Genomic DNA, 20,038 nt, shown 5'->3' on the forward strand with positions numbered 1-20,038 from the left:
CTTATGTTTCTAAAGAGTATTGAGGTGCAGGGATTTAAATCCTTTGCCAATAAAATCCTATTTGAATTTAATGACGGCATCACCGGAATCGTGGGGCCGAATGGAAGCGGAAAGAGCAACGTGGCCGACGCAGTCCGCTGGGTGCTGGGTGAACAGAGCGCGAAGCAGCTCAGAGGAGCCAGCATGCAGGACGTTATATTTTCCGGAACGCAAAATCGAAAGCCCCAGGGTTATGCTTATGTGGCGATCACCCTCGACAATTCCGACCATTCCCTTCCCATAGACTACGATGAAGTCACCGTATCCAGACGGGTTTACCGTTCCGGAGAAAGTGAATATCTGCTTAATGGAGCGGCGTGCCGTCTGCGGGATATCAATGAGATGTTTTATGATACCGGCATTGGGAAAGAAGGCTATTCTATCATCGGACAAGGGCAGATTGATAAAATTTTGAGCGGAAAGCCCGAAGATCGGAGGGAGCTTTTTGACGAAGCAGCCGGAATTGTAAAATTTAAAAAAAGAAAGAATATTGCTCAAAAGAAGCTTTTGGATGAACAGCAGAACCTGGTCAGAGTGACTGATATCCTGACCGAGCTGGAAAAACAGGTGGGTCCTTTGGAAGAACAGTCTGGAAAAGCGAAGGAATATCTCAGGCTGAAGGAAGAACTGAAGAATTTGGACATGCACAGCTTCTTTCTGGAAAGCCAGGCTCAAAAAGAGAAAAAAAAGAGTATAGAGGATAATCTGACGGCGGTTTCTGCTGATCTTAATGAGAGTCGGAGGCGTTCAGAGGAACTGAAGGGCCGGTATGATGAATTGGCAGAAACTATTTCCCAGGTGGATGAGAAACTGGAGTACAGCCGAACAGAGTTGGGGAACAGCCATCTGGCATTGGAATCCATGGAAGGCCGCATAAAGGTGCTGGAGGAGCAGATCCATACGGAAGAGGCCAGTGAAGAGCATGTGAAGGCCCGTATGTCGGCTATTTCCCGGGAGCTTTCTGATAAAATAGAGCAAAAAACAGGTTTCACCAGGCAAAAAGGAGAAATCAACGAGATTCTGGATGCTCTGGACGACAGGCAGGGGCTGCTCCGTGAAAAGATTGAGGAAGATGAAGACAGGATTCATGCGCTGGAATTTGAGATTAGCACCAAGAAAAACGACATTTTAGGCACATTAAATGATAAAGCGTCCCTGGGAGCAAAAAATCAGCGGTTTGTGACTTTGCTGGAGCAGAATCAGGTCAGAAAAAGCGAGCTGAGCCAGAGGCTTCTCAGGGTGAAGAGCGAAGAAGAGGCGCAGAAACAGGTCATAGACCGGATCAAGGTTCAGATTAAAGTAACGAATGAAGAAATAGACGGACTCAGCCGTGAGAACGAGGAAAAAAACCTGGCATATAAGGATGCACAGGAAAATTACTATCGTGAGAATAAGATTCTGAATCAGAAGCAGCAGGAATATCATACACTTCGAACGAGACTGGAATCTCTCAGGAATCTGGCGGAACGGTATGAAGGATACGGAAACAGTATCCGGAAGGTCATGGAGGCAAAGACTTCAACACCGGGAATCATCGGTGTCGTAGCGGATCTTCTGGAGACACCGAAGGAATATGAAACAGCCATAGAGACAGCCCTGGGCGGTTCTATTCAGAATGTGGTGACGGATTCTGAGTCCACGGCGAAGAATCTGATTCAGTATCTGAAGAAGAATAAATTTGGCCGGGCGACTTTTCTGCCCTTAACGAGTATCACGGCCCGGGGCGGATTCCAGAAGAAAGAAGCGCTTGGGGAGCCGGGAGTCATAGGCCTTGCTCATGATCTGGTCAGTGTAAAAGGCGGATACAACAAGCTGGCTGAATACCTGTTGGGCAGGATTCTGGTGGTCGACAACATTGATCACGCCATTGCCCTCGCGAAAAAATTCAAATATTCGCTTCGGATCGTCACTTTAGAAGGAGAGCTTTTGAATGCAGGCGGTTCCATGACAGGAGGCGCTTTCCGCAACAGCAGCAATCTTCTTGGCAGAAAGAGAGAGCTGGAGGAGCTGGAGCGCTCTATGAATCAAGTGCTTTCCCAGTATGACAAGGTGCAGGAGAGGGTCACGGCAGTCTCGAAGGAAATGAAGAACCTTCAGGAGGCCATCGAGACAAACAGAGACGCTCTTCAGAAAGCACAGGTGTCATTGTCCTCTCTTGAGGCGAACTTATCCGGCGCCGGTAAGAAGGCGGAAGAGATTGCCGCGGGATATGAAAGTATTGCGGCAGAAGGAAGACAGCTTGCGGCTCAGTTTGCGGAGATCGAAGCTGAAAAAGCAGAATTAAAAGCAGAAAGCAAAGACCTGGAATCGAAGAATAAGGAATATGAAAGAGAAATAAAGAAATTAGAGACGAAGGCCGAAAAAGAACGGGAAAAGCGGGAAGCCCACAGGGCAGAATATTCCAAGGCCCAGCTGGAATTTTCCTCCATGTCCCAGAAGGACAGCTTTATTTTGGAGAACATTCTCCGGATCACAGGAGAGGCAGGACGTCTGAAGGAGGAAGAAGCTTCCCTTCGGGAAAGTATGGAGTGCTGCAGAAAAAATGTGGAGGAAAAACGGGCGCAGATCGTATCAATCCGCAGTCAGATAGATGAAAAGGCGGAAGAGTCAGTTCGTCTGGAAACTTCTATTTCTGAATATACGGCTGAAAAAGAGCGGTATGCGAAGGAACAGAGGAGCTTTTTTGAAAAAAGAGAGGCTCTCTCCAATGAGATCAGCCGGCTGGACAAGGAGGTCTATCGTCTGGAAAGTCAGAAGGAAAAATGTGAGGAATCGATCGAACAGCAGATTCAATATCTCTGGGAGGAATATGAGCTCACACCTTCTGCCGTTTCTGCCATGTCATTTGAGGAGGAGCTCAGCCTGACTGCCATACGCCGGCAAGTGGCGGCGCTCAGGCAGGCAATCAAGGAGCTGGGCCCGGTCAACGTAAACGCCATTGAGGACTACAAAGAGATATCGGAGCGGTATTTCTTTATGAAGGGACAGCACGATGATCTGAAAAAAGCAGAGGAAAGCCTGGTTCAGATCATTGAAGAACTGGACAGCGGCATGCGGCGCCAGTTTGAGGAGAAATTCAGGGATATCAGATTGGAATTCGACAGAGTATTCAGGGAGCTTTTCGGCGGAGGCCAGGGAACTTTGGAGCTGGTGGAGGGAGAGGACCTTCTGGAAGCAGGAATTCAGATCATCGCGCAGCCTCCCGGCAAGAAACTTCAGAATATGATGCAGCTGAGCGGCGGAGAAAAGGCGCTGACGGCGATCAGCCTGCTGTTCGCCATCCAGAATCTGAAGCCGTCCCCGTTCTGTCTTCTGGACGAGATCGAGGCGGCCTTAGACGACAGTAATGTAGGGCGTTATGCAGCCTATCTGGAGAAGCTTAAGAAGCATACACAGTTTATTGTGATAACCCATAGAAGGGGGACTATGCTGATCGCTGACCGGCTGTATGGCATCACCATGCAGGAAAAAGGCGTGTCGACGCTGGTTTCGGTAGACCTTACGGAACAGCCGGCATAACCTGCAGATATGTCAGGCTTAGTCTATAGTTATTTGACAGAATAGCAGAAACAGGTGTACATTTAGTATAACGGAGGAGGCGCATATATGAGCCAGGAGAAAAAAGGATTTTTCAGCCGCTTAGTTGCCGGCCTAAGTAAGACCAGGGATAATATCGTCGCGGGGATTGATTCCATCTTCAGCGGTTTTTCCGCCATTGACGACGATTTTTATGAAGAGATCGAAGAGACCCTGATCATGGGCGACATTGGAATCCATACGACGGAATCTATCATCCACGATCTGAAGGCTCAGGTAAAGGAACGGAAGATCAAAGAGCCGTCCGAGTGTAAGGCGCTGTTGATCGATACCATCAAGAAGCAGATGGACCTGGGGGAGAATGCTTATGAATTTGAGAACAGGAAATCGGTAGTGCTGGTAATCGGAGTCAACGGAGTGGGAAAGACTACTTCGGTGGGAAAGCTGGCCGGACAGCTGAAGGAAGAGAAAAAGAAGGTCTTGGTGGCAGCGGCCGATACGTTCCGTGCCGCGGCGATCGAGCAGCTGACGGAATGGGCCGTACGGGCAGGAGTGGATATCATCGCGCAGCAGGAAGGGTCCGATCCGGCGGCTGTGGTCTATGACGCGGTTTCGGCGGCTAAAGCCAGAAACGCGGACGTGCTGATATGTGATACCGCCGGCCGCCTTCACAATAAAAAGAACTTGATGGAGGAACTTCGGAAGATCCACAGGATCATAGATAAGGAATATCCGGAGGCGTATAAAGAGACGCTGGTGGTCCTGGACGGTACCACAGGGCAGAATGCCCTTGAGCAGGCAAGACAATTCCGGGAGGTGGCGGATATCACCGGCATCATTCTGACGAAGCTGGACGGTACCGCAAAAGGGGGAATCGCCGTAGCGATACAGGCAGAGCTCGGCATTCCGGTAAAATACATCGGCATCGGCGAACAGATGGACGATCTGCAGAAATTTGATCCCGATGAGTTTGTCAATGCTTTATTCCACATGGGACAGTTATGAGAGACGATATACAAAGTGAGGGAAAGGGAAAATGCTGACACTTGAGAAATTTGAAGAGGCGGCGGAGGCCGTCAGCAATGTAACACTGGAGACAAAGCTGGTATTTAGTGAGTATTTCAGCGCACAGACCGGAAACAAGGTGTATTTCAAGCCGGAAAATCTGCAGTATACAGGAGCCTATAAGGTACGGGGGGCTTATTACAAAATCAGCACGATGACAGAAGAGGAGCGGGCAAAGGGCCTGATCACTGCATCCGCCGGAAACCATGCTCAGGGAGTGGCTTATGCTGCTAAGAAGTTCGGAGCAAAAGCGGTCGTAGTGATGCCTACCACGACGCCTCTTATGAAGGTGAACAGGACTAAAAGCTATGGCGCTGAGGTCGTTCTTTATGGGGACGTATACGACGAGGCATGTGAATATGCCTATCAGCTGGCGGAGGAGAACGGATACACCTTTATCCATCCCTTCAATGACCTCACCGTGGCGACTGGACAGGGAACTATTGCCATGGAGATCGTCAAGGAACTACCTACGGTGGATTATATCCTGGTGCCCATCGGCGGCGGCGGACTCTGTACTGGCGTTTCCACGCTTGCAAAACTTCTGAATCCCAGCATTAAGGTCATCGGTGTGGAACCGGCCGGGGCTAACTGCATGCAGGAATCCCTGCGTCAGGGGAAGGTGGTCACTCTGCCTAAAATAAATACCATTGCGGACGGCACCGCTGTGAAGACGCCGGGCGACCTTCTGCTGCCTTATATCCAGGAGAATGTGGATGATATCATAACCGTGGAGGATACGGAGCTTATCGTGGCGTTTTTGGATATGGTTGAGAATCACAAAATGGTGGCGGAAAATTCCGGGCTTTTAACAGTAGCTGCCCTTAAGCATTTGAATGTGAAAAATAAAAAAGTAGTGTCCATCATCAGTGGCGGAAATATGGATGTGATCACCATGTCTTCCATCGTACAGCACGGACTGATCCAGAGGGACCGGATCTTTACAGTATCTGTACTGCTGCCGGATAAGCCAGGTGAGCTGGTGGATGTTTCCTCTGTGATCGCCGGAATGCAGGGAAATGTTATCAAGCTGGAGCATAATCAGTTTGTGAGCATCAACAGGAATGACGCCGTGGAGCTTCGGATCACGCTGGAGGCCTTTGGAACTGAGCATAAGCATCAGATCGTAAATGCTCTGGAGGAAAAGGGATACCGCCCGAAGGTAGTTAAACAAAAGGGTATTTTCCAGGGCTCATGACAGAAAAATGCGCTTGAGCGGACGGATGCCGTAACGAATTGTTAATAAATATGAAATCCATTTATCGTTGACAAAGCTGCCGCTTCTGTGTATACTATTTCTCAATAAGAGGGAGTAGCTAACATCGAAGAGAAGATGTTCTATCCTGCGTCACGACGGTTAGGGACTAACCCGCAGATAGCTTAATAGCAAGACTTTTATTGCAGCCGGACGGCTGCGGTAAAGGTCTTTTTCTTTTATATGACAGAAATATCCGGAGAAAGGCCTTGGAAGCTCCGCAGCGGGCTCCGGAAGTAACTCGGAGGTTGTCATCATACATACAGGAGGTTAAGTATGAAAAGCTTTTTTGAAACTTATTTTAACAAAGGACCGAAAGTAGTAGAGCCGGATTCTGACGGTCCGAAAAAATCGGGAAGAGGGAAAAAGGTCCTGAAGCATGGAAAATGGGTGTCGGCCATCCTGCTGGCCGCAGTGGTGGTAGTCCTGCTGGCTGTTAATTCTACTTATACCATCAACGAACAGGAACAGGCGGTGGTCACAACTTTTGGAGTCGCCAAATCTGTAAAAGAATCCGGACTGCATTTTAAGGTTCCTTTCGTACAGCAGGTGAAGAAAGTGGACACTACTATTCAGGGGTTTTCCGTAGGATTTGACAGCGAGGGACAGTCGGTGACCGAAGAGGCGGTGATGATCACCTCCGACTTCAATTTTGTGGATATAGATTTCTATGTGGAGTATCGTGTATCGGATCCGGTGAAAGCCGTGTTCGCTTCTGAAAAGCCGGTGGAGGTCCTTAGGAATCTGGCCCAGAGCTGTATCAGGAGCGTGGTGAGTAATTACGATGTGGACAGCGTTCTGACGACAGGAAAAAATGAAATCCAGTCCAAAATAAAAGAATTGCTGCTGGAGCAGCTGGAACAGAAGGATATCGGCCTTCAGCTGGTGAACATCACCATACAGGATTCCGAACCCCCTACACTTGAGGTTTTGGAAGCGTTTAAAGATGTGGAGACCGCAAAACAGGGGAAGGAAACTTCCATTAACAATGCGAATAAGTACCGGAATGAAAAGCTTCCCAAGGCAGAAGCGGATGTGGATCAGATTCTGCAGGAAGCCGAATCCACCAAGACAAAACGTATCAATGAAGCTCACGCGGATGTATCGATGTTCAACGCCCGGTATGAGGAATATGTAAAGAATCCGCTGGTCACGAAACAGAGGATGTTTTATGAAACAATGGAAGCGGTGCTTCCCAACCTGAAAGTCATCATCGACGGGACCGACAGCACCAGCACTATGCTGATGGATCAGCTGTCCGGCGGAACGACGGGGAATCAAGCAGCTGCGGCAGGAAGCGCGGCGGGGAACGGCACAGGCTCTTCCGGGACTGACGCGGGTACCTCAGGCACAGACGCCGGCACGGCGGATTGATCAGGAAAGGATTAGGAGGACATAAATCATGAAGAAAAAGATAATAGCGGTTGTTCTCGGGATTTTAGCGGTTGTTCTTTTGGCGTTGTCCATTGTGATAACGAAAGAGAATGAATACAGTCTGATACGCCGTTTTGGAAAAGTGGACAGAATCATAGCGGATGCCGGGATAACATTCAAGATTCCCTTTTTGGAATCCGCGGATAAGATTCCTAATCAGCTGCTTCTGTATGATCTGCCGGAATCGGATGTGATCACCATGGATAAAAAGACCATGATCGCAGACAGCTATGTTCTTTGGAGAGTGACAGACCCTCTGAAGTTTGCAAAGACATTGAATTCGTCTCAGACCAGCGCGGAGCAGAGGATTGACGCGGCGGTATATAATTCCACTAAGAATGTCATCAGTAATATGACGCAGAACGACGTGATCGCAGCCAGGGACGGTGAGCTTCAGGAGGCGATCCAGGCGGGAATGGGAGAGTCTATGGACTCCTATGGAATAGAGCTTCAGACCATCGAGCTAAAGCAGTTGGATCTTCCGGAGGACAATAAAGAGGCAGTTTATGAAAGGATGATCTCTGAACGGGGAAAGATCGCGGCGACTTATCAGGCAGAAGGCGATTCAGAAGCGCAGAAAATCCGGAATACCACGGATAAAGAAGTGGAGATCATGCTGTCAGATGCAAAAGCACAGGCGGCAGGAATCATCGCAGAAGGAGAATCCGAGTACATGAAGATACTGGCAGACGCTTATTCCGATGAGAACAAAGCGGATTTTTATGCCTACGTACGTTCTCTGGATGCGGCAAAGGCCTCATTGACCGGAGGGAATAATACGCTGATACTTCCCAAGGATTCTCCTATAGCAGAAATATTCATGAATCAGGGTTAAGATTATTTGACTTCCGTAAGACCTGAGATGTCAGGATCGGCTATCATGGAGTAATTGGTGTGGTAAATGACAAAACCAGGCTTTGCGCCGCTTACTTTTTTTACCTGCTTTTTTTCCACGTAGTCGATTTCCACCTTGTCATTCTCGCGGCCTTTGGAATAATATGCGGCCAGGCGGGCGGCTTCCTCATACAGACGGTCGGGAAGCTCCTCCCTGGCCTTTCCCTCGGCCTTGACGATAACGTGGGAGCCAGGTATGCCTTTGGCATGAAACCACCAATCATTCCCAGACGCGAAGTGAAAGGTCAGGTCCTCGTTCTGTAGGTTGTTTTTTCCGACATAAATATGATAGCCGTCTGAAGAGAGATAATGAAACGGGATACTGGTGATTTTTGTTTTTTTATCCTTCGGGCCCCGTTTGCGGATATATCCGGATTCCCGGAGCTCTTCCTTGATCTGTGTGAGATCTTCCTCTGTCCTGGCAATATCCAGTGCAGAGGAGACGGAATCCAGATAATCGATTTCTTCTTTTGTCTCCTTTGTGAGTTCAGTAAGAGCTTCAAAGGTGCGTTTCAGTTTTCCGTATTTGTCAAAATAATGTTTGGCATTTTCCTGAGGAGTCATGGTATCATCCAAAGGGATTTTGACTGTCTCGCCGGAATAATAATTCAAGGCCTTCAGGGCTTTTGCGCCGGATTCCAGTTCATAGCCGTAAGTATTGATGAGTTCGCCGTAAACACGGAATTTGTCCCGCTTTTCTGTGTCTTTCAGCTGGCGGAGCTGCAGATCGTATTTTTTCCGGTTCCGCTCCAGGGCTGTCTGGACGATCCGGCGCAGGTCCGCAGACTTTTGCCGGATACGGGTCACTATTTCGCGGGAAGCGTAATAAGATTCCAGGACCTCACTGATGGAATCAAAGGTTTTCTGGTCATAAGCCGCCAGATGCGTGAGCGGCAGGGCTGAAAATTCCACAGGGAGCCTGCCTTCATATGCGATACAGGGGGTGAAGCGCCCGCATTTCACATCCTCCATGAAGGATTGGAAAATCCCGAACAGATGAGTCAGCTCCAGATCAGATAAAGTATTGATGGGCCGGGAGCTGTCCAGAGAAGCGGCGCAGCAGATCTCCTCCGCCATTACTGGACTCAGTCCGGTATATCCGGTGTAAAGAGCTTTTGAGAGCGCCATGGGTTTGGCGGCGGCGCCGGAGATAAAGCCCTCCATGGAAAGCGACAGGGGATTTTCTTTTTTCATGGTGTCGGGGATAAAATAAGGCCGGCCAGGGAGTACCTCCCGGACGGAACTTACGGAAAGCGGAATATGCTTTATGCTGTCAATGATGGTATCATTGCTGTCGCAGAAGATAAGATTACTGTGTTTTCCCATGAATTCTGCAACCAGCTTTTTCCGGCACAAGTCTCCCATTTCATCCAGATGTTCGATTTCCAGCACCAGGATCCGCTCTAGTCCGGGCTGTGTCACGGAGATGATGCGTCCCCCTCCGATATGCTTGCGGAGAAGCATGCAGAAATTGGGGGCCGTCATGGGATTCTGCTTGCTCTGCCCGGTGAAATAGACGAGGGGAAGGCTGGCTCCCGCCGATAGGAAGAGCTTCCAGGTGTCTTTTTGGTTCTTTATGGTGAGCATCAGGGCGTCTGCTTCTGGCTGGGCGATCTTTGCAATCCGTCCTCCCGTGATGCGTTCCTTCATTTCTTTTGCCATACAGGCGATTACGATTCCGTCCAGTGCCATATGAATCATACCTCCTCATAATGATACCCCTTATTTTAGCACAAGTAGAGACGGGGGACCAGAGGAAATTTCCTGAGGCCATTTCATTGACTTGTATCAGGGAATGAATTATAATAAACTAGATTATGTGTAAATGCAGGACATCAAATAATCGGAGCAGGAGACGGCCCCGGTAATTGGAAGGACAAAGAGACAATGGTAAAGAGCATGACAGGCTTCGGCAGATACGAGGCGTCCAATGAAGATTATAAGATTTCGGTGGAGATGAAATCGGTCAATCACCGTTATCTGGATTTGGGCATTAAGATGCCGAAGAAATTCGGAGCCTTTGAGGCGGATATCAGGAGCCTTTTGAAAAGCGGCATCCAAAGGGGCAAGGTGGATATCTATGTCTCTTGTGAGACATTCTCGGATAAGGCTGTGAGACTCAATTACAATGAGGCGCTGGCCAGAGAATACATGGATATATTTTCCAAGATGAGCGGTCAGTTTTCCATTGAGAATGATGTGAAGGTATCCTCTCTTTCCCGTTTCCCGGAGGTCATCACCGCGGAACAGTCGGAAGAGGATGAAGAGGAACTTTGGCTGCTTTTAAAGGAAGCGCTTTTAGGGGCTCTGGAAAAGTTTGTGGAGCAGCGGACGAAGGAAGGCGGACATCTGAAGGAAGATCTCTGCGAGAAGCTGGATACCATGGCCGGATGGGTCGGAGAGATTGAAAAGCGTTCTCCTCAGATCATCCAGGAATACAGGAAAAAGGTAGAAGACAAAGTAAAAGAGCTTCTTGAGGGCAGCGGCATCGACGAGAACCGGATCGCTGCGGAGGTCACATTGTTTGCGGATAAGATCTGCGTGGATGAAGAGACGGTACGTCTTATGAGCCATATTAAGACCATGAAGGATTCTCTCATGAAGGGCGGGGCCGTAGGAAGGAAGCTGGATTTCATTGCCCAGGAGATGAACCGGGAAGCGAATACTATTCTTTCCAAAGCAAATGATATGGAGATTTCCGGGACGGCCATAGATTTAAAGACAGAGATAGAAAAAGTAAGGGAACAAATACAAAATATTGAGTAGATATGGTGGTTACAGTGGGAAAGCTGATTAATATCGGATACGGCAATGTGGTTCATACAGAGAAGGTGCTGGCCGTGGTCAGCCCGGATTCCGCACCGGGGAAGCGTCTGATCCAGGCCGCCAGAGATGAAGGGCGGAGCATCGACGCCACACAGGGACGAAAGACGAAAGGTCTTATTGTGATGGACAATGGATATGTAGTGCTGTCGGCGCTGCTGCCGGAGACGATTGCCGGCAGGTTCAACGAATCCGGGATTCCGGACAGAATTTCAGATAAGGAGGGAGACTGTGAGTAAAGAAGGGCTTATTCTCGTGGTTTCCGGCTTTTCAGGTGTCGGAAAGGGCACTGTAGTGAAGCATCTTTTAGAGAAATATGATAATTACGCGCTGTCTGTCTCGGCCACGACCAGGGCGCCCCGGGAGGGTGAGACAAATGGAAAAGAATATTTTTTCATGAATGAGGACGAATTTTCTGCAATGGCGGACAGCGGACAGCTGATCGAATACGCAGGATATGTAGGCCATCATTACGGCACTCCCAGGGAGTATGTAAAAAGACGTCTGGAGGCAGGTGTGGATATCATTCTGGAAATAGAGATCCAGGGAGCTCTGAATGTCAAACGTCAGTATCCCGATGCCGTGCTGGTGTTTGTGATACCGCCTGATGCGGCTACGCTTAAAAGACGTTTGGTCGGGCGGGGAACGGAGACGCTTCCGGTGATTGAAGAACGCCTGAAACGCGCGGTGGAAGAATCCGAGGGGATGGAGCAGTACGATTATCTGCTCGTCAATGATGATTTGGAAACTTGTGTGGAGGAGCTTCATCAGATTATGCGCTGTGAGCATCGGAAGGCCGGACTTAACCAGGAACTCATCGATTGTATCAGGGACGACCTGAAAAGATTTGTGAAAGGAGAAAGATAAATGTTACATCCGTCATATTCAGATTTGATAAATGTAGTGAACAGTGAGGTGGAGCCGGGTGAGCATCCGATCATCCAAAGCCGTTATTCCATTGTGATCGCCACGGCAAAAAGGGCGAGACAGCTGATCGCAGGAGAAGAGCCCCTTGTGGAGACCACCTCCCATAAGCCGCTGTCTATTGCGGTCGAGGAGCTGCACCAGACCAAGGTAAAGATCGTCGGTGAAGACGATATCCCGGAGGATGAGATTGAGGAATGACAGACGCAGGCAGGCAGTCCGTGCCTGCTTGATTTGCTTTCCCAATCGGGGATATGTTTAGGGGAGGAAACGAAGAAAAGGAATGAAGTCAATATGAAAATACTGTTTGTATCCCTGGGGTGTGATAAAAACCTGGTGGATTCTGAAGTGATGCTGGGCCTTCTTGGCAGAGCCGGATATCAGTTTACCGACGATGAATCGGAGGCGGATATCATTGTGGTAAATACCTGCTGCTTCATCGGCGACGCGAAAGAGGAGAGCATCAACACGCTCTTAGAGATGGCAAAGCAGAAGGAGACAGGCCGCTGCAAGGTACTGATCGCTGCCGGCTGTTTGGCGCAGCGCTATAAGCGTGAGGTTCTGGAAGAAATTCCGGAGGTAGACGGCATCTTGGGTACGGCATCCTGCGATAAGATCACGGAAGTGGTGGAGCAGACCCTGAAAGGGAAGAAGAGCGAAGAGTTTGAAAGCCTTGACAGACAGAGACTGGAGATGCAGGAGCGTGTCGTCACAACGGGAGGTCATTATGCGTATCTTAAGATTGCGGAGGGCTGTGATAAACACTGTACCTATTGTGTGATTCCCAGCGTCCGGGGCAGATATAGGAGCGTTCCGCTCGATGAGCTTATAAAAGAAGCGGAACAACTGTCGGAGGGAGGCGTCCGGGAGCTGATTTTGGTTGCTCAGGAGACGACCCTCTATGGTGTGGATCTGTATGGAAAAAAGATGCTGCCGGAGCTGCTGAAAAAATTGGCCGGAATATCCGGCATCCATTGGATACGCCTCCTTTACTGCTATCCCGAGGAGATCACCGATGAGCTGATAGAAGTGGTAAAAAAAGAAGAGAAGATATGCCATTATATGGACATTCCCATCCAGCACGCCAGCGACCGGATATTGAAGCGGATGGGCAGAAAGACTGACCGGCAGGAGATCACGAAGCGCATCTGCCGTCTGAGGGAAGAGATACCGGACATTGCCATACGTACCACGATGATCACCGGATTTCCCGGCGAGACTGCGCAAGATATGGATGAACTTTTGGATTTTGTAGATGAGATGGAATTTGACCGCCTTGGCGTATTCCCTTATTCTCAGGAGGAAGATACGCCGGCCGCCGTCATGGATGGACAAGTGTCCGAGGAAGAAAAAAACGAGCGCCGGGACCAGGTCATGAAGCTTCAGCAGGAAATTGCCTTTGCCCACGGAGAAGATATGGTCGGCAGAGTGCTGGAAGCATTCATAGAAGGGAAGGTGGCAGATGAAAGTGCTTATGTGGGAAGGACTTATATGGATGCGCCGGGAGTTGACGGATATATATTTGTGAACACGGATCTGGAGCTGGTGAGCGGGATGTTCGTCCGCGTGAAGGTGACCGGGGCTGTGGACTATGATCTGATAGGAGAGTTGATAGATGAAGATGAATTTACCGAATAAGCTGACGATACTCCGTGTGCTGATGATTCCATTCTTTGTATTTTTCATGCTGGTGGATTTTCTCGGATATCCGGGCAGGATCATTGCTCTCGTTTTGTTCTGCGGAGCCAGCTTTACCGATTTCCTGGACGGCTTTATAGCCAGAAAATATCATCTGGTATCAAATTTTGGAAAGTTCATGGATCCCCTGGCTGACAAGCTTCTTGTCTGTTCTGCCCTTATCTGTTTCGTGGAAAGAGGGGAGCTGGCTGCCTGGATTGTTATCATCATCATGGCGAGGGAATTCATTATCAGCGGATTTCGCTTGGTCGCGTCGGATAACGGCGTGGTGATCGCCGCCAACATGTGGGGCAAGTTTAAGACGGTATCCCAGATGATCATGATCATACTGATCATACTGAACATAGAGAGCCTGTATATTCTGACTCAGATATTCATATATTTAGCGCTTGCACTGACCATTATTTCTCTTGTGGATTATATCCGGAAAAATGTTAACGTACTGAAAGAGGGAGGAGCCTGAACATGGTTGTAGAGATTCTTGCTGTCGGAACAGAGCTTTTGCTGGGGAATATTTCCAATACCAACGCCCAGTACCTGTCACAAAAGTGTGCGACCCTGGGATTGTCTGTATATCACCACACGGTTGTGGGTGATAATGAAAAACGTATGACGGATGCCATCAAACGCGCGATGAAGCGTTCAGATATCATTATTCTGACCGGCGGACTTGGGCCCACGGAAGATGATATCACAAAAGAGGTCTGTTCCAAAGTGATGGGATTTGAGCTTGTGGAAGATGCACACACGAAGAAGAGAATCACAGAATACTTCAAAGCCTCCGGAAGAAAGAACGTTACGGAAAATAACTGGAAGCAGGCGGTTGTGCCCCAGGGAGCCAAGGTCCTGGACAATCATAACGGCACGGCGCCCGGGCTCATTCTGGAAGCGGAGGGGAAGATTGCGGTTCTTCTTCCGGGACCGCCCAATGAACTGAAGCCTCTGTTCGCAGAGCAGGTGGCGCCATATCTGAGGAGTATCCAGCCGGAGACCATATGTTCTCAGATCGTGAAGGTATGCGGCATTGGTGAGAGCAGAGCAGAGACGATGGTACTGGATATGATCGACGCCCAGACGAACCCGACCATCGCCACCTATGCAAAGACCGGAGAAGTACATCTTCGGGTGACGGCGAAGGCGGAGAATGAGGAACAGGCTAAGAAGTTTCTGAAGCCTGTGGTAAAGGAACTGAAGAAACGTTTTGATATAAATGTCTATACAACAAATGAGGATGAGAATCTGGAGGATGTGGTAGTCAAGCTCATGAAAAAACACGGACTGACCGTGACCACGGCGGAATCCATGACCGGAGGAATGCTGGCGGGAAGAATCATCAACGTGGCCGGGGCGTCGGAATGTTTTAAGGAAGGCTTTATCACCTATTCCAATAAGGCGAAGAAAAAGACGCTGGATGTGAGCAAGGCGACTTTGAAAAAATATGGAGCTGTCAGTGAACAGACGGCAAAGGAAATGGCAAAAGGAGGCGTTTTTGCCACAGACTCTGATATCTGCGTGGCAGTGACCGGTTTTGCCGGTCCTGAGAATACCACAGAGGAGCCGAAGGGACTGGTTTATATTTCCTGCTATATTAAGGATAAGGTATTCGTGAAGGAATTTCATTTTACGGGAAACCGGATGAAGATTCGGGAGCAGGCGGTCGTGCAGGCTCTGGACTTGCTCCGCAGGTGCATCATCGAAAATTATAAGAGTGAAAAATAGACTGGCGGGATAAAGGCAGGCGTCTGGGAATTCCGCCTGTTCGGAGAGGAAAATATGAAGTGGTACCGGCAGCTGTATCTGAGTGAGAAGGCCAGGGAACAGAGAAAAACAGTGATAAAGAAATTTAAGGATGGAGGGATTCATCCCAGATTGTATGTGATAGCGCTGCCTTCCAACAAGGAAAATCTGCTGGATATTCTGCCTCAGCCGGTGCTCCTTCAGGAGTATTATAAAAAAGCCGGGGTATCTGTGGTAGGAGTCGCGTGCAGCAGACAGGAAGCCATGGAGCTTTCCGCAGCGATTGTTATGGACGCTTATCGGGCTACCGGATCAACAGATGTAAAAGCGTATCTGGGAGACGATTTTGGTTCTGTTCCTTTGGAGGGATTCGATGGAAGAGAGTGGTACAGAGAATGGTGAGTGAGGATGTGATGCGGTGCTTTCTATCATATGGGGCATTCTGAAAATCATTGGGATAGTGATTCTGGCTGTCCTGGGCATATTGCTCGTCTTGATCCTGATCGTCTTATTTGTACCCCTCCGATATGAGGGAAGGACCGCAGGCCGGTTCACCGCGGGAGAAACGGACGAAGGGAATCTTGAAGGCGGGTCGGCATATTGCGCCAGGTTTCGGGTGTCGTGGCTTTTACGGATCGTGACAGTGAGAGTCCGGGCAGATGAAAATGGGGTCAAGTATAAAATCAAGCTGTTTGGTATTCCGATACGGAGCAGCGAAAAAAAGGAAACAGCCGGTGAAGAATCCAGAGAGGAATCCATACATGTATCCATGCCAGATGAAGCTGTCGGGCAGCGTCAGTACGGAAATTCAGAAGAGCTGGAGGAACCTCTGACGGCACAGTCCCTGGGAAATGAAATGAGGGAAGAGGAGCCGGACCGATTGCTTGAGGAAAAAGAGGAAAGAGGTTTTTTCCGAAAACTTACCGTCAAGGTGATTTGTTTTTTCCGGAAGCTGGCTGAAAAATTTAAGGATTTTTTCCGGAGGATTCAATATACTTATGGAAAATTCCGTGATAAGATAAAAAAGGCGGGAGAGAAGTTCCATCTGGTCCGGGATTTTCTTGAGGATGAAGAGAATAAAGAGATGTTTCATTTTCTCTGGGCAAAAGGAAAAAAGGCGCTGAAGCATATTTTTCCCAGAAAGCTCTCCGGGAGCGTGGCCTTCAGCCTGGAGGATCCTGCGGCGACTGGAAGAGTCCTGATGGGACTTGGATTCCTGTATCCGTTTTTAAAGGACCGGATTCGGGTGACGCCGCTTTTTGAAAACAGGAACCATGTGTCGGGGGAACTTAATTTTAAAGGTAGAATAAGAGCTTTTTCTCTGCTCATAATAGCAATGAGAGTGTGGTTCAACAAAAAATTCAGGGCTTTCATGAAACGGGGACAGAAGCTCAGGGAGAATCTGAGCTGACCGGCAGAGGGAACAGATTGGAATAAGGAGGAATATTTATGTCAGCAGATAAAGAAAAGAATACATTTGGAAATACCGTGGAAAATCTGTTCAAGGGAATGGACGGCTTTATCACCACAAAAACGGTGGTGGGGGACGCCATCCACCTTGACGATACGATCATCCTTCCCCTGGTAGACGTATCCTTTGGCGTCGGTGCGGGGGCTTTTGCCGGAGACAGTAAGAATAACAGTGCAGGCGGCATGACCGGAAAGATTACTCCCAGCGCGGTACTCGTCATTCAAAACGGACATTCCAAGCTGGTCAATGTGAAGAATCAGGACAGCGTGACAAAGATACTTGATATGGTGCCTGATTTCATCAATAAATTTACAAAATCGGATAAAAAGGAAAAGGATATGGACGTGGACATTCCGGATGATGCCTTTGATTCTGCAGAATAAAAACGGGCCTTGCATATCAGGCCTGTCCCCTGCATAGGATGATAGCAGATAGAAAAAGCTGCGGCAGGGGGGAGGATATGAAAAGACTGATTGGCCTCTGCCTATTCTGGATGGGAATCGGCATGTTGCTTTATCTAATTTTGCCTAATAATTTCTTCAGCATCTGCCTGATGGCGGGATCCATTGCCGGAGGGTATTATCTGTTCTGCGGCTGCTGAGGCCGCAAAGAAAAGGAATAAAACTTAAAAGGACAATCCCGCAGGATTGTCCTTTTTTAATACTTTCAGATTAAGCTCTTTCTACCAGGCCGGATTTCAAACAGGATGTACATACGTACATTTTTCTTGTGCCGCCGTTTACCTTGACTCTTACGGATTTTACGTTTGATCTCCACATCTTGTTGGATTTTCTATTGGAATGGCTCACCTTATTTCCGAAGTGAGCGCCTTTCTCACAGATTGCACATTTCGCCATGATAGCACCTCCTTATACAGATTTGGCCGGCTTCCGTCCATGCCAGACCCATAACATTAAACATAATATCAGATATCAGGGAAAAAAGCAAGTAAATTCACTTTAAAATTTTAAAAAATTTATATTTCATTTTTGCCAGGAAAAGGGTATAATACTCTAAGATAGGTGCAGTGCGGTAATTTATGGGTTTCTGTACTGCATGAGGAAAATAATGGAGGTCAGCTTATGAAATGTCGGATCAATAACATGATGGGCGAAATCTTGATTGATACAGATGTCATTGCGAAATACGCGGGCAGCGTGGCGGTGGAATGCTTCGGTATCGTTGGCATGGCGGCGGTTAGTATGAAGGACGGCCTGGTAAAGCTCCTGAGAAAGGACAGCCTGACCCATGGAATTAATGTGGAGGTAATGGAAAACAAGCTTCATCTGAGTTTCCATGTGATTGTATCTTATGGTGTATCTATTTCAGCCGTGGCGGACAATCTCATAGAAAATGTGAAATACAAAGTTGAGAAGTTCACGGGCATAGAAGTCGAGAAGGTCAATATCTTCGTAGAGGGCGTCCGGGTAATAGACTGTTAATCAAGGAGGAACACTGTTGTGGCTGTAAATGCAATTGATGCGGCTCTTTTGAAAACCATGTTTCTGGCAGGAGCACAGGGTCTGGAGAGCAAAAAAGAATGGATAAATGAACTGAACGTATTTCCTGTTCCCGACGGAGATACGGGGACTAATATGACTCTTACAATCATGTCTGCGGCAAGAGAAGTACAGGCGATCGAAACGCCGACCATGGAAAATCTGGCCAAGGCAATTTCTTCCGGCTCTTTAAGAGGGGCGAGGGGGAATTCGGGCGTTATTTTGTCCCAGCTTTTCAGAGGACTGACAAAGGAGATAAAGACGGTCGATATCATCACGGCCCAGGTGCTTGCCAGGGCGTTTCAGAGGGCTACGGAGACGGCTTATAAAGCAGTGATGAAGCCCAAAGAGGGCACGATCCTGACAGTGGCGAAGGGCATTGCGGATAAAGCCATGGAACTTGCCGATGAAACGGAGGATATGGAGGTCTTTCTAAGAGAGATCATCGAGCATGGGGATCTGGTGCTCAGCCAGACTCCGGAGATGCTTCCGGTATTAAAACAGGCAGGGGTCGTAGATTCCGGCGGACAGGGTCTGATGCAGGTCATGAAGGGTGCGTTCGACGGATTCCTGGGAAAAGAGATTTCTTTGGATGCGGGAGAGCCTTCTGTTTCTTCGGGCACTGTAAAGCCTGCTGCGGATGAATTTGAAATTAAATATGGTTATTGTACGGAGTTTATCATCAATCTGGAAAAGGAGTATGATGAGAATACGGAGATGGAATTCAAAGGGTTTTTGGAATCCATCGGAGATTCTATCGTGCTGGTTTCTGACGACGGTCTGGTAAAGGTACACGTACATACCAATGACCCGGGACTGGCTATCCAGAGGGCGTTGACGTACGGATCCCTTTCCAAAATGAAGATTGACAATATGAGAGAAGAGCATCAGGAGAAGCTTATCAAGGATGCCGCGAAGCTGGCGGAGGAGCAGAAAGCTCTGGAAGAGACAAAGCTGACGGCAAAGAAGCTGGAGCCGAGAAAAGCGGTGGGCTTCATCGCAGTTTCTATCGGAGAAGGGCTTAATGAGATATTCAAGGGCCTGAATGTGGATTATCTGATTGAAGGCGGACAGACGATGAATCCCAGCACGGAGGATATGCTGAATGCCATTGAACATGTAAACGCCGATACGGTCTATATCTTCCCCAACAATAAGAACATCATTCTGGCGGCGGAACAGGCTATGCATCTGACAGAGGACAAGAAAATAGTCGTGATTCCGTCTAAAACGGTGCCGCAGGGCATCACGGCGATCATCAATTATATTCCGGAGCTTTCTGTTGAGGAAAATAAGGCGGCGATGATAGAAGAGATGTCCAGGGTTAAGACAGGACAGGTGACTTATGCGGTGAGAGATACTTTCCTTGATGGTTTTGACATTAAAGAAGGCGACATCATGGGTATCGGCGACAAAGCGATTCTTGCAGAGGGTAAAGATATCGCAGAAACCTCTCTGGCGCTTTTGGATGCCATGCTGGATGAAGATACGGAGCTGGTGAGCATATATTACGGAGCGGATGTGGAGCCGGAGGCGGCAGACGCATTCCGGGCAAGAGCTGAAGAACGGCATCCCGATGTGGATATTGAGCTGCATTTCGGCGGCCAGCCGATTTATTATTATGTGATTTCCGTAGAGTGATCTGCAGAGAGTAGAACATCA

General features: G+C 48.6%; 20 protein-coding genes. 18 read left to right on the forward strand and 2 right to left on the reverse strand.

Annotated elements, in window-relative coordinates; genetic code table 11:
- The first annotated feature begins 3 nt into the window (after nucleotides 1-3).
- The 5 genes from smc (at nucleotide 4) to hflC (ending at nucleotide 8,165) form a co-directional block, all read left to right on the forward strand.
- The gene (gene smc, locus LQE92_RS08580) at nucleotides 4-3,558 is read left to right on the forward strand and encodes a chromosome segregation protein SMC (protein ID WP_231062558.1); all 3,555 of its coding nucleotides are present in this window, start codon (nucleotides 4-6) and stop codon (nucleotides 3,556-3,558) included.
- Nucleotides 3,559-3,645: 87 nt separating this feature from the next.
- Nucleotides 3,646-4,581, forward strand: a complete 936-nt coding sequence (gene ftsY, locus LQE92_RS08585; RefSeq protein WP_231062559.1) for a signal recognition particle-docking protein FtsY — start codon at nucleotides 3,646-3,648, stop codon at nucleotides 4,579-4,581.
- A gap of 31 nt (nucleotides 4,582-4,612) precedes the next feature.
- Nucleotides 4,613-5,839, forward strand: coding sequence for a threonine ammonia-lyase (gene ilvA / locus LQE92_RS08590; protein WP_231062560.1), 1,227 nt, complete (start codon nucleotides 4,613-4,615; stop codon nucleotides 5,837-5,839).
- 333 nt (nucleotides 5,840-6,172) lie between these two features.
- Nucleotides 6,173-7,270, forward strand: a complete 1,098-nt coding sequence (gene hflK / locus LQE92_RS08595; protein ID WP_231062561.1) for an FtsH protease activity modulator HflK — start codon at nucleotides 6,173-6,175, stop codon at nucleotides 7,268-7,270.
- A 28-nt stretch (nucleotides 7,271-7,298) separates the two neighbouring features.
- The gene (gene hflC, locus LQE92_RS08600; protein WP_231062562.1) at nucleotides 7,299-8,165 is read left to right on the forward strand and encodes a protease modulator HflC; all 867 of its coding nucleotides are present in this window, start codon (nucleotides 7,299-7,301) and stop codon (nucleotides 8,163-8,165) included.
- A gap of 2 nt (nucleotides 8,166-8,167) precedes the next feature.
- On the opposite strand, the gene LQE92_RS08605 is transcribed toward hflC, so the two are convergent.
- Nucleotides 8,168-9,916 (reverse strand): Rqc2 family fibronectin-binding protein, encoded by a 1,749-nt coding sequence (locus tag LQE92_RS08605; protein WP_231062563.1) that lies wholly within the window; start codon nucleotides 9,914-9,916, stop codon nucleotides 8,168-8,170.
- 195 nt (nucleotides 9,917-10,111) lie between these two features.
- Here LQE92_RS08605 and LQE92_RS08610 point away from each other — a divergent pair, with 195 nt between their 5' ends.
- The 11 genes from LQE92_RS08610 to LQE92_RS08660 all read left to right on the forward strand — a co-directional run bounded on the left by LQE92_RS08610 (nucleotide 10,112) and on the right by LQE92_RS08660 (nucleotide 17,478).
- On the forward strand, nucleotides 10,112-10,990 hold the full coding sequence (locus tag LQE92_RS08610; protein WP_231062564.1) for a YicC/YloC family endoribonuclease: 879 nt from the start codon (nucleotides 10,112-10,114) through the stop codon (nucleotides 10,988-10,990).
- A 14-nt stretch (nucleotides 10,991-11,004) separates the two neighbouring features.
- Nucleotides 11,005-11,286, forward strand: coding sequence for a DUF370 domain-containing protein (locus LQE92_RS08615; protein WP_147596413.1), 282 nt, complete (start codon nucleotides 11,005-11,007; stop codon nucleotides 11,284-11,286).
- Entirely contained in the window at nucleotides 11,279-11,914 is a 636-nt protein-coding gene (gene gmk, locus LQE92_RS08620) for a guanylate kinase (protein WP_231062565.1), read from the forward strand. Before LQE92_RS08615 ends, gmk begins: the two co-directional genes overlap by 8 nt.
- Complete coding sequence (rpoZ, locus tag LQE92_RS08625) at nucleotides 11,915-12,172, forward strand: DNA-directed RNA polymerase subunit omega (RefSeq protein WP_147596411.1); 258 nt, start codon at nucleotides 11,915-11,917, stop codon at nucleotides 12,170-12,172.
- Nucleotides 12,173-12,265: 93 nt separating this feature from the next.
- Nucleotides 12,266-13,609 (forward strand): 30S ribosomal protein S12 methylthiotransferase RimO, encoded by a 1,344-nt coding sequence (gene rimO, locus LQE92_RS08630; RefSeq protein ID WP_231062566.1) that lies wholly within the window; start codon nucleotides 12,266-12,268, stop codon nucleotides 13,607-13,609.
- Nucleotides 13,593-14,132: a CDP-diacylglycerol--glycerol-3-phosphate 3-phosphatidyltransferase gene (pgsA, locus tag LQE92_RS08635; RefSeq protein WP_231062610.1), complete on the forward strand. Its 540-nt coding sequence runs from the start codon at nucleotides 13,593-13,595 to the stop codon at nucleotides 14,130-14,132. The genes rimO and pgsA overlap by 17 nt, the downstream gene beginning before the upstream one ends.
- 2 nt (nucleotides 14,133-14,134) lie before the next feature.
- Complete coding sequence (locus LQE92_RS08640) at nucleotides 14,135-15,388, forward strand: competence/damage-inducible protein A (RefSeq protein ID WP_231062567.1); 1,254 nt, start codon at nucleotides 14,135-14,137, stop codon at nucleotides 15,386-15,388.
- Between the two features lie 54 nt (nucleotides 15,389-15,442).
- Complete coding sequence (locus LQE92_RS08645) at nucleotides 15,443-15,808, forward strand: hypothetical protein (protein ID WP_231062568.1); 366 nt, start codon at nucleotides 15,443-15,445, stop codon at nucleotides 15,806-15,808.
- Between the two features lie 16 nt (nucleotides 15,809-15,824).
- Complete coding sequence (locus LQE92_RS08650; RefSeq protein WP_231062569.1) at nucleotides 15,825-16,817, forward strand: hypothetical protein; 993 nt, start codon at nucleotides 15,825-15,827, stop codon at nucleotides 16,815-16,817.
- Nucleotides 16,818-16,855: 38 nt separating this feature from the next.
- Nucleotides 16,856-17,260, forward strand: coding sequence for a GerW family sporulation protein (locus LQE92_RS08655; protein WP_147596406.1), 405 nt, complete (start codon nucleotides 16,856-16,858; stop codon nucleotides 17,258-17,260).
- A gap of 77 nt (nucleotides 17,261-17,337) precedes the next feature.
- Complete coding sequence (locus LQE92_RS08660; protein ID WP_231062570.1) at nucleotides 17,338-17,478, forward strand: hypothetical protein; 141 nt, start codon at nucleotides 17,338-17,340, stop codon at nucleotides 17,476-17,478.
- A 70-nt stretch (nucleotides 17,479-17,548) separates the two neighbouring features.
- On the opposite strand, the gene rpmB is transcribed toward LQE92_RS08660, so the two are convergent.
- Nucleotides 17,549-17,734 (reverse strand): 50S ribosomal protein L28, encoded by a 186-nt coding sequence (gene rpmB / locus LQE92_RS08665; RefSeq protein WP_231062571.1) that lies wholly within the window; start codon nucleotides 17,732-17,734, stop codon nucleotides 17,549-17,551.
- Nucleotides 17,735-17,959: 225 nt separating this feature from the next.
- On the opposite strand from rpmB, the gene LQE92_RS08670 reads away from it, so the two are divergent.
- Both LQE92_RS08670 and LQE92_RS08675 read left to right on the forward strand, forming a co-directional pair.
- Entirely contained in the window at nucleotides 17,960-18,319 is a 360-nt protein-coding gene (locus LQE92_RS08670; protein WP_147596404.1) for an Asp23/Gls24 family envelope stress response protein, read from the forward strand.
- Nucleotides 18,320-18,337: 18 nt separating this feature from the next.
- A complete protein-coding gene (locus LQE92_RS08675) occupies nucleotides 18,338-20,017 on the forward strand; it encodes a DAK2 domain-containing protein (RefSeq protein WP_231062572.1) in 1,680 nt (559 codons plus the stop codon).
- Nucleotides 20,018-20,038: the final 21 nt, after the last annotated feature.

Origin of the sequence: Lientehia hominis, assembly GCF_021044755.1 — a bacterium.
Lineage (GTDB): Bacteria > Bacillota > Clostridia > Lachnospirales > Lachnospiraceae > Lientehia > Lientehia hominis.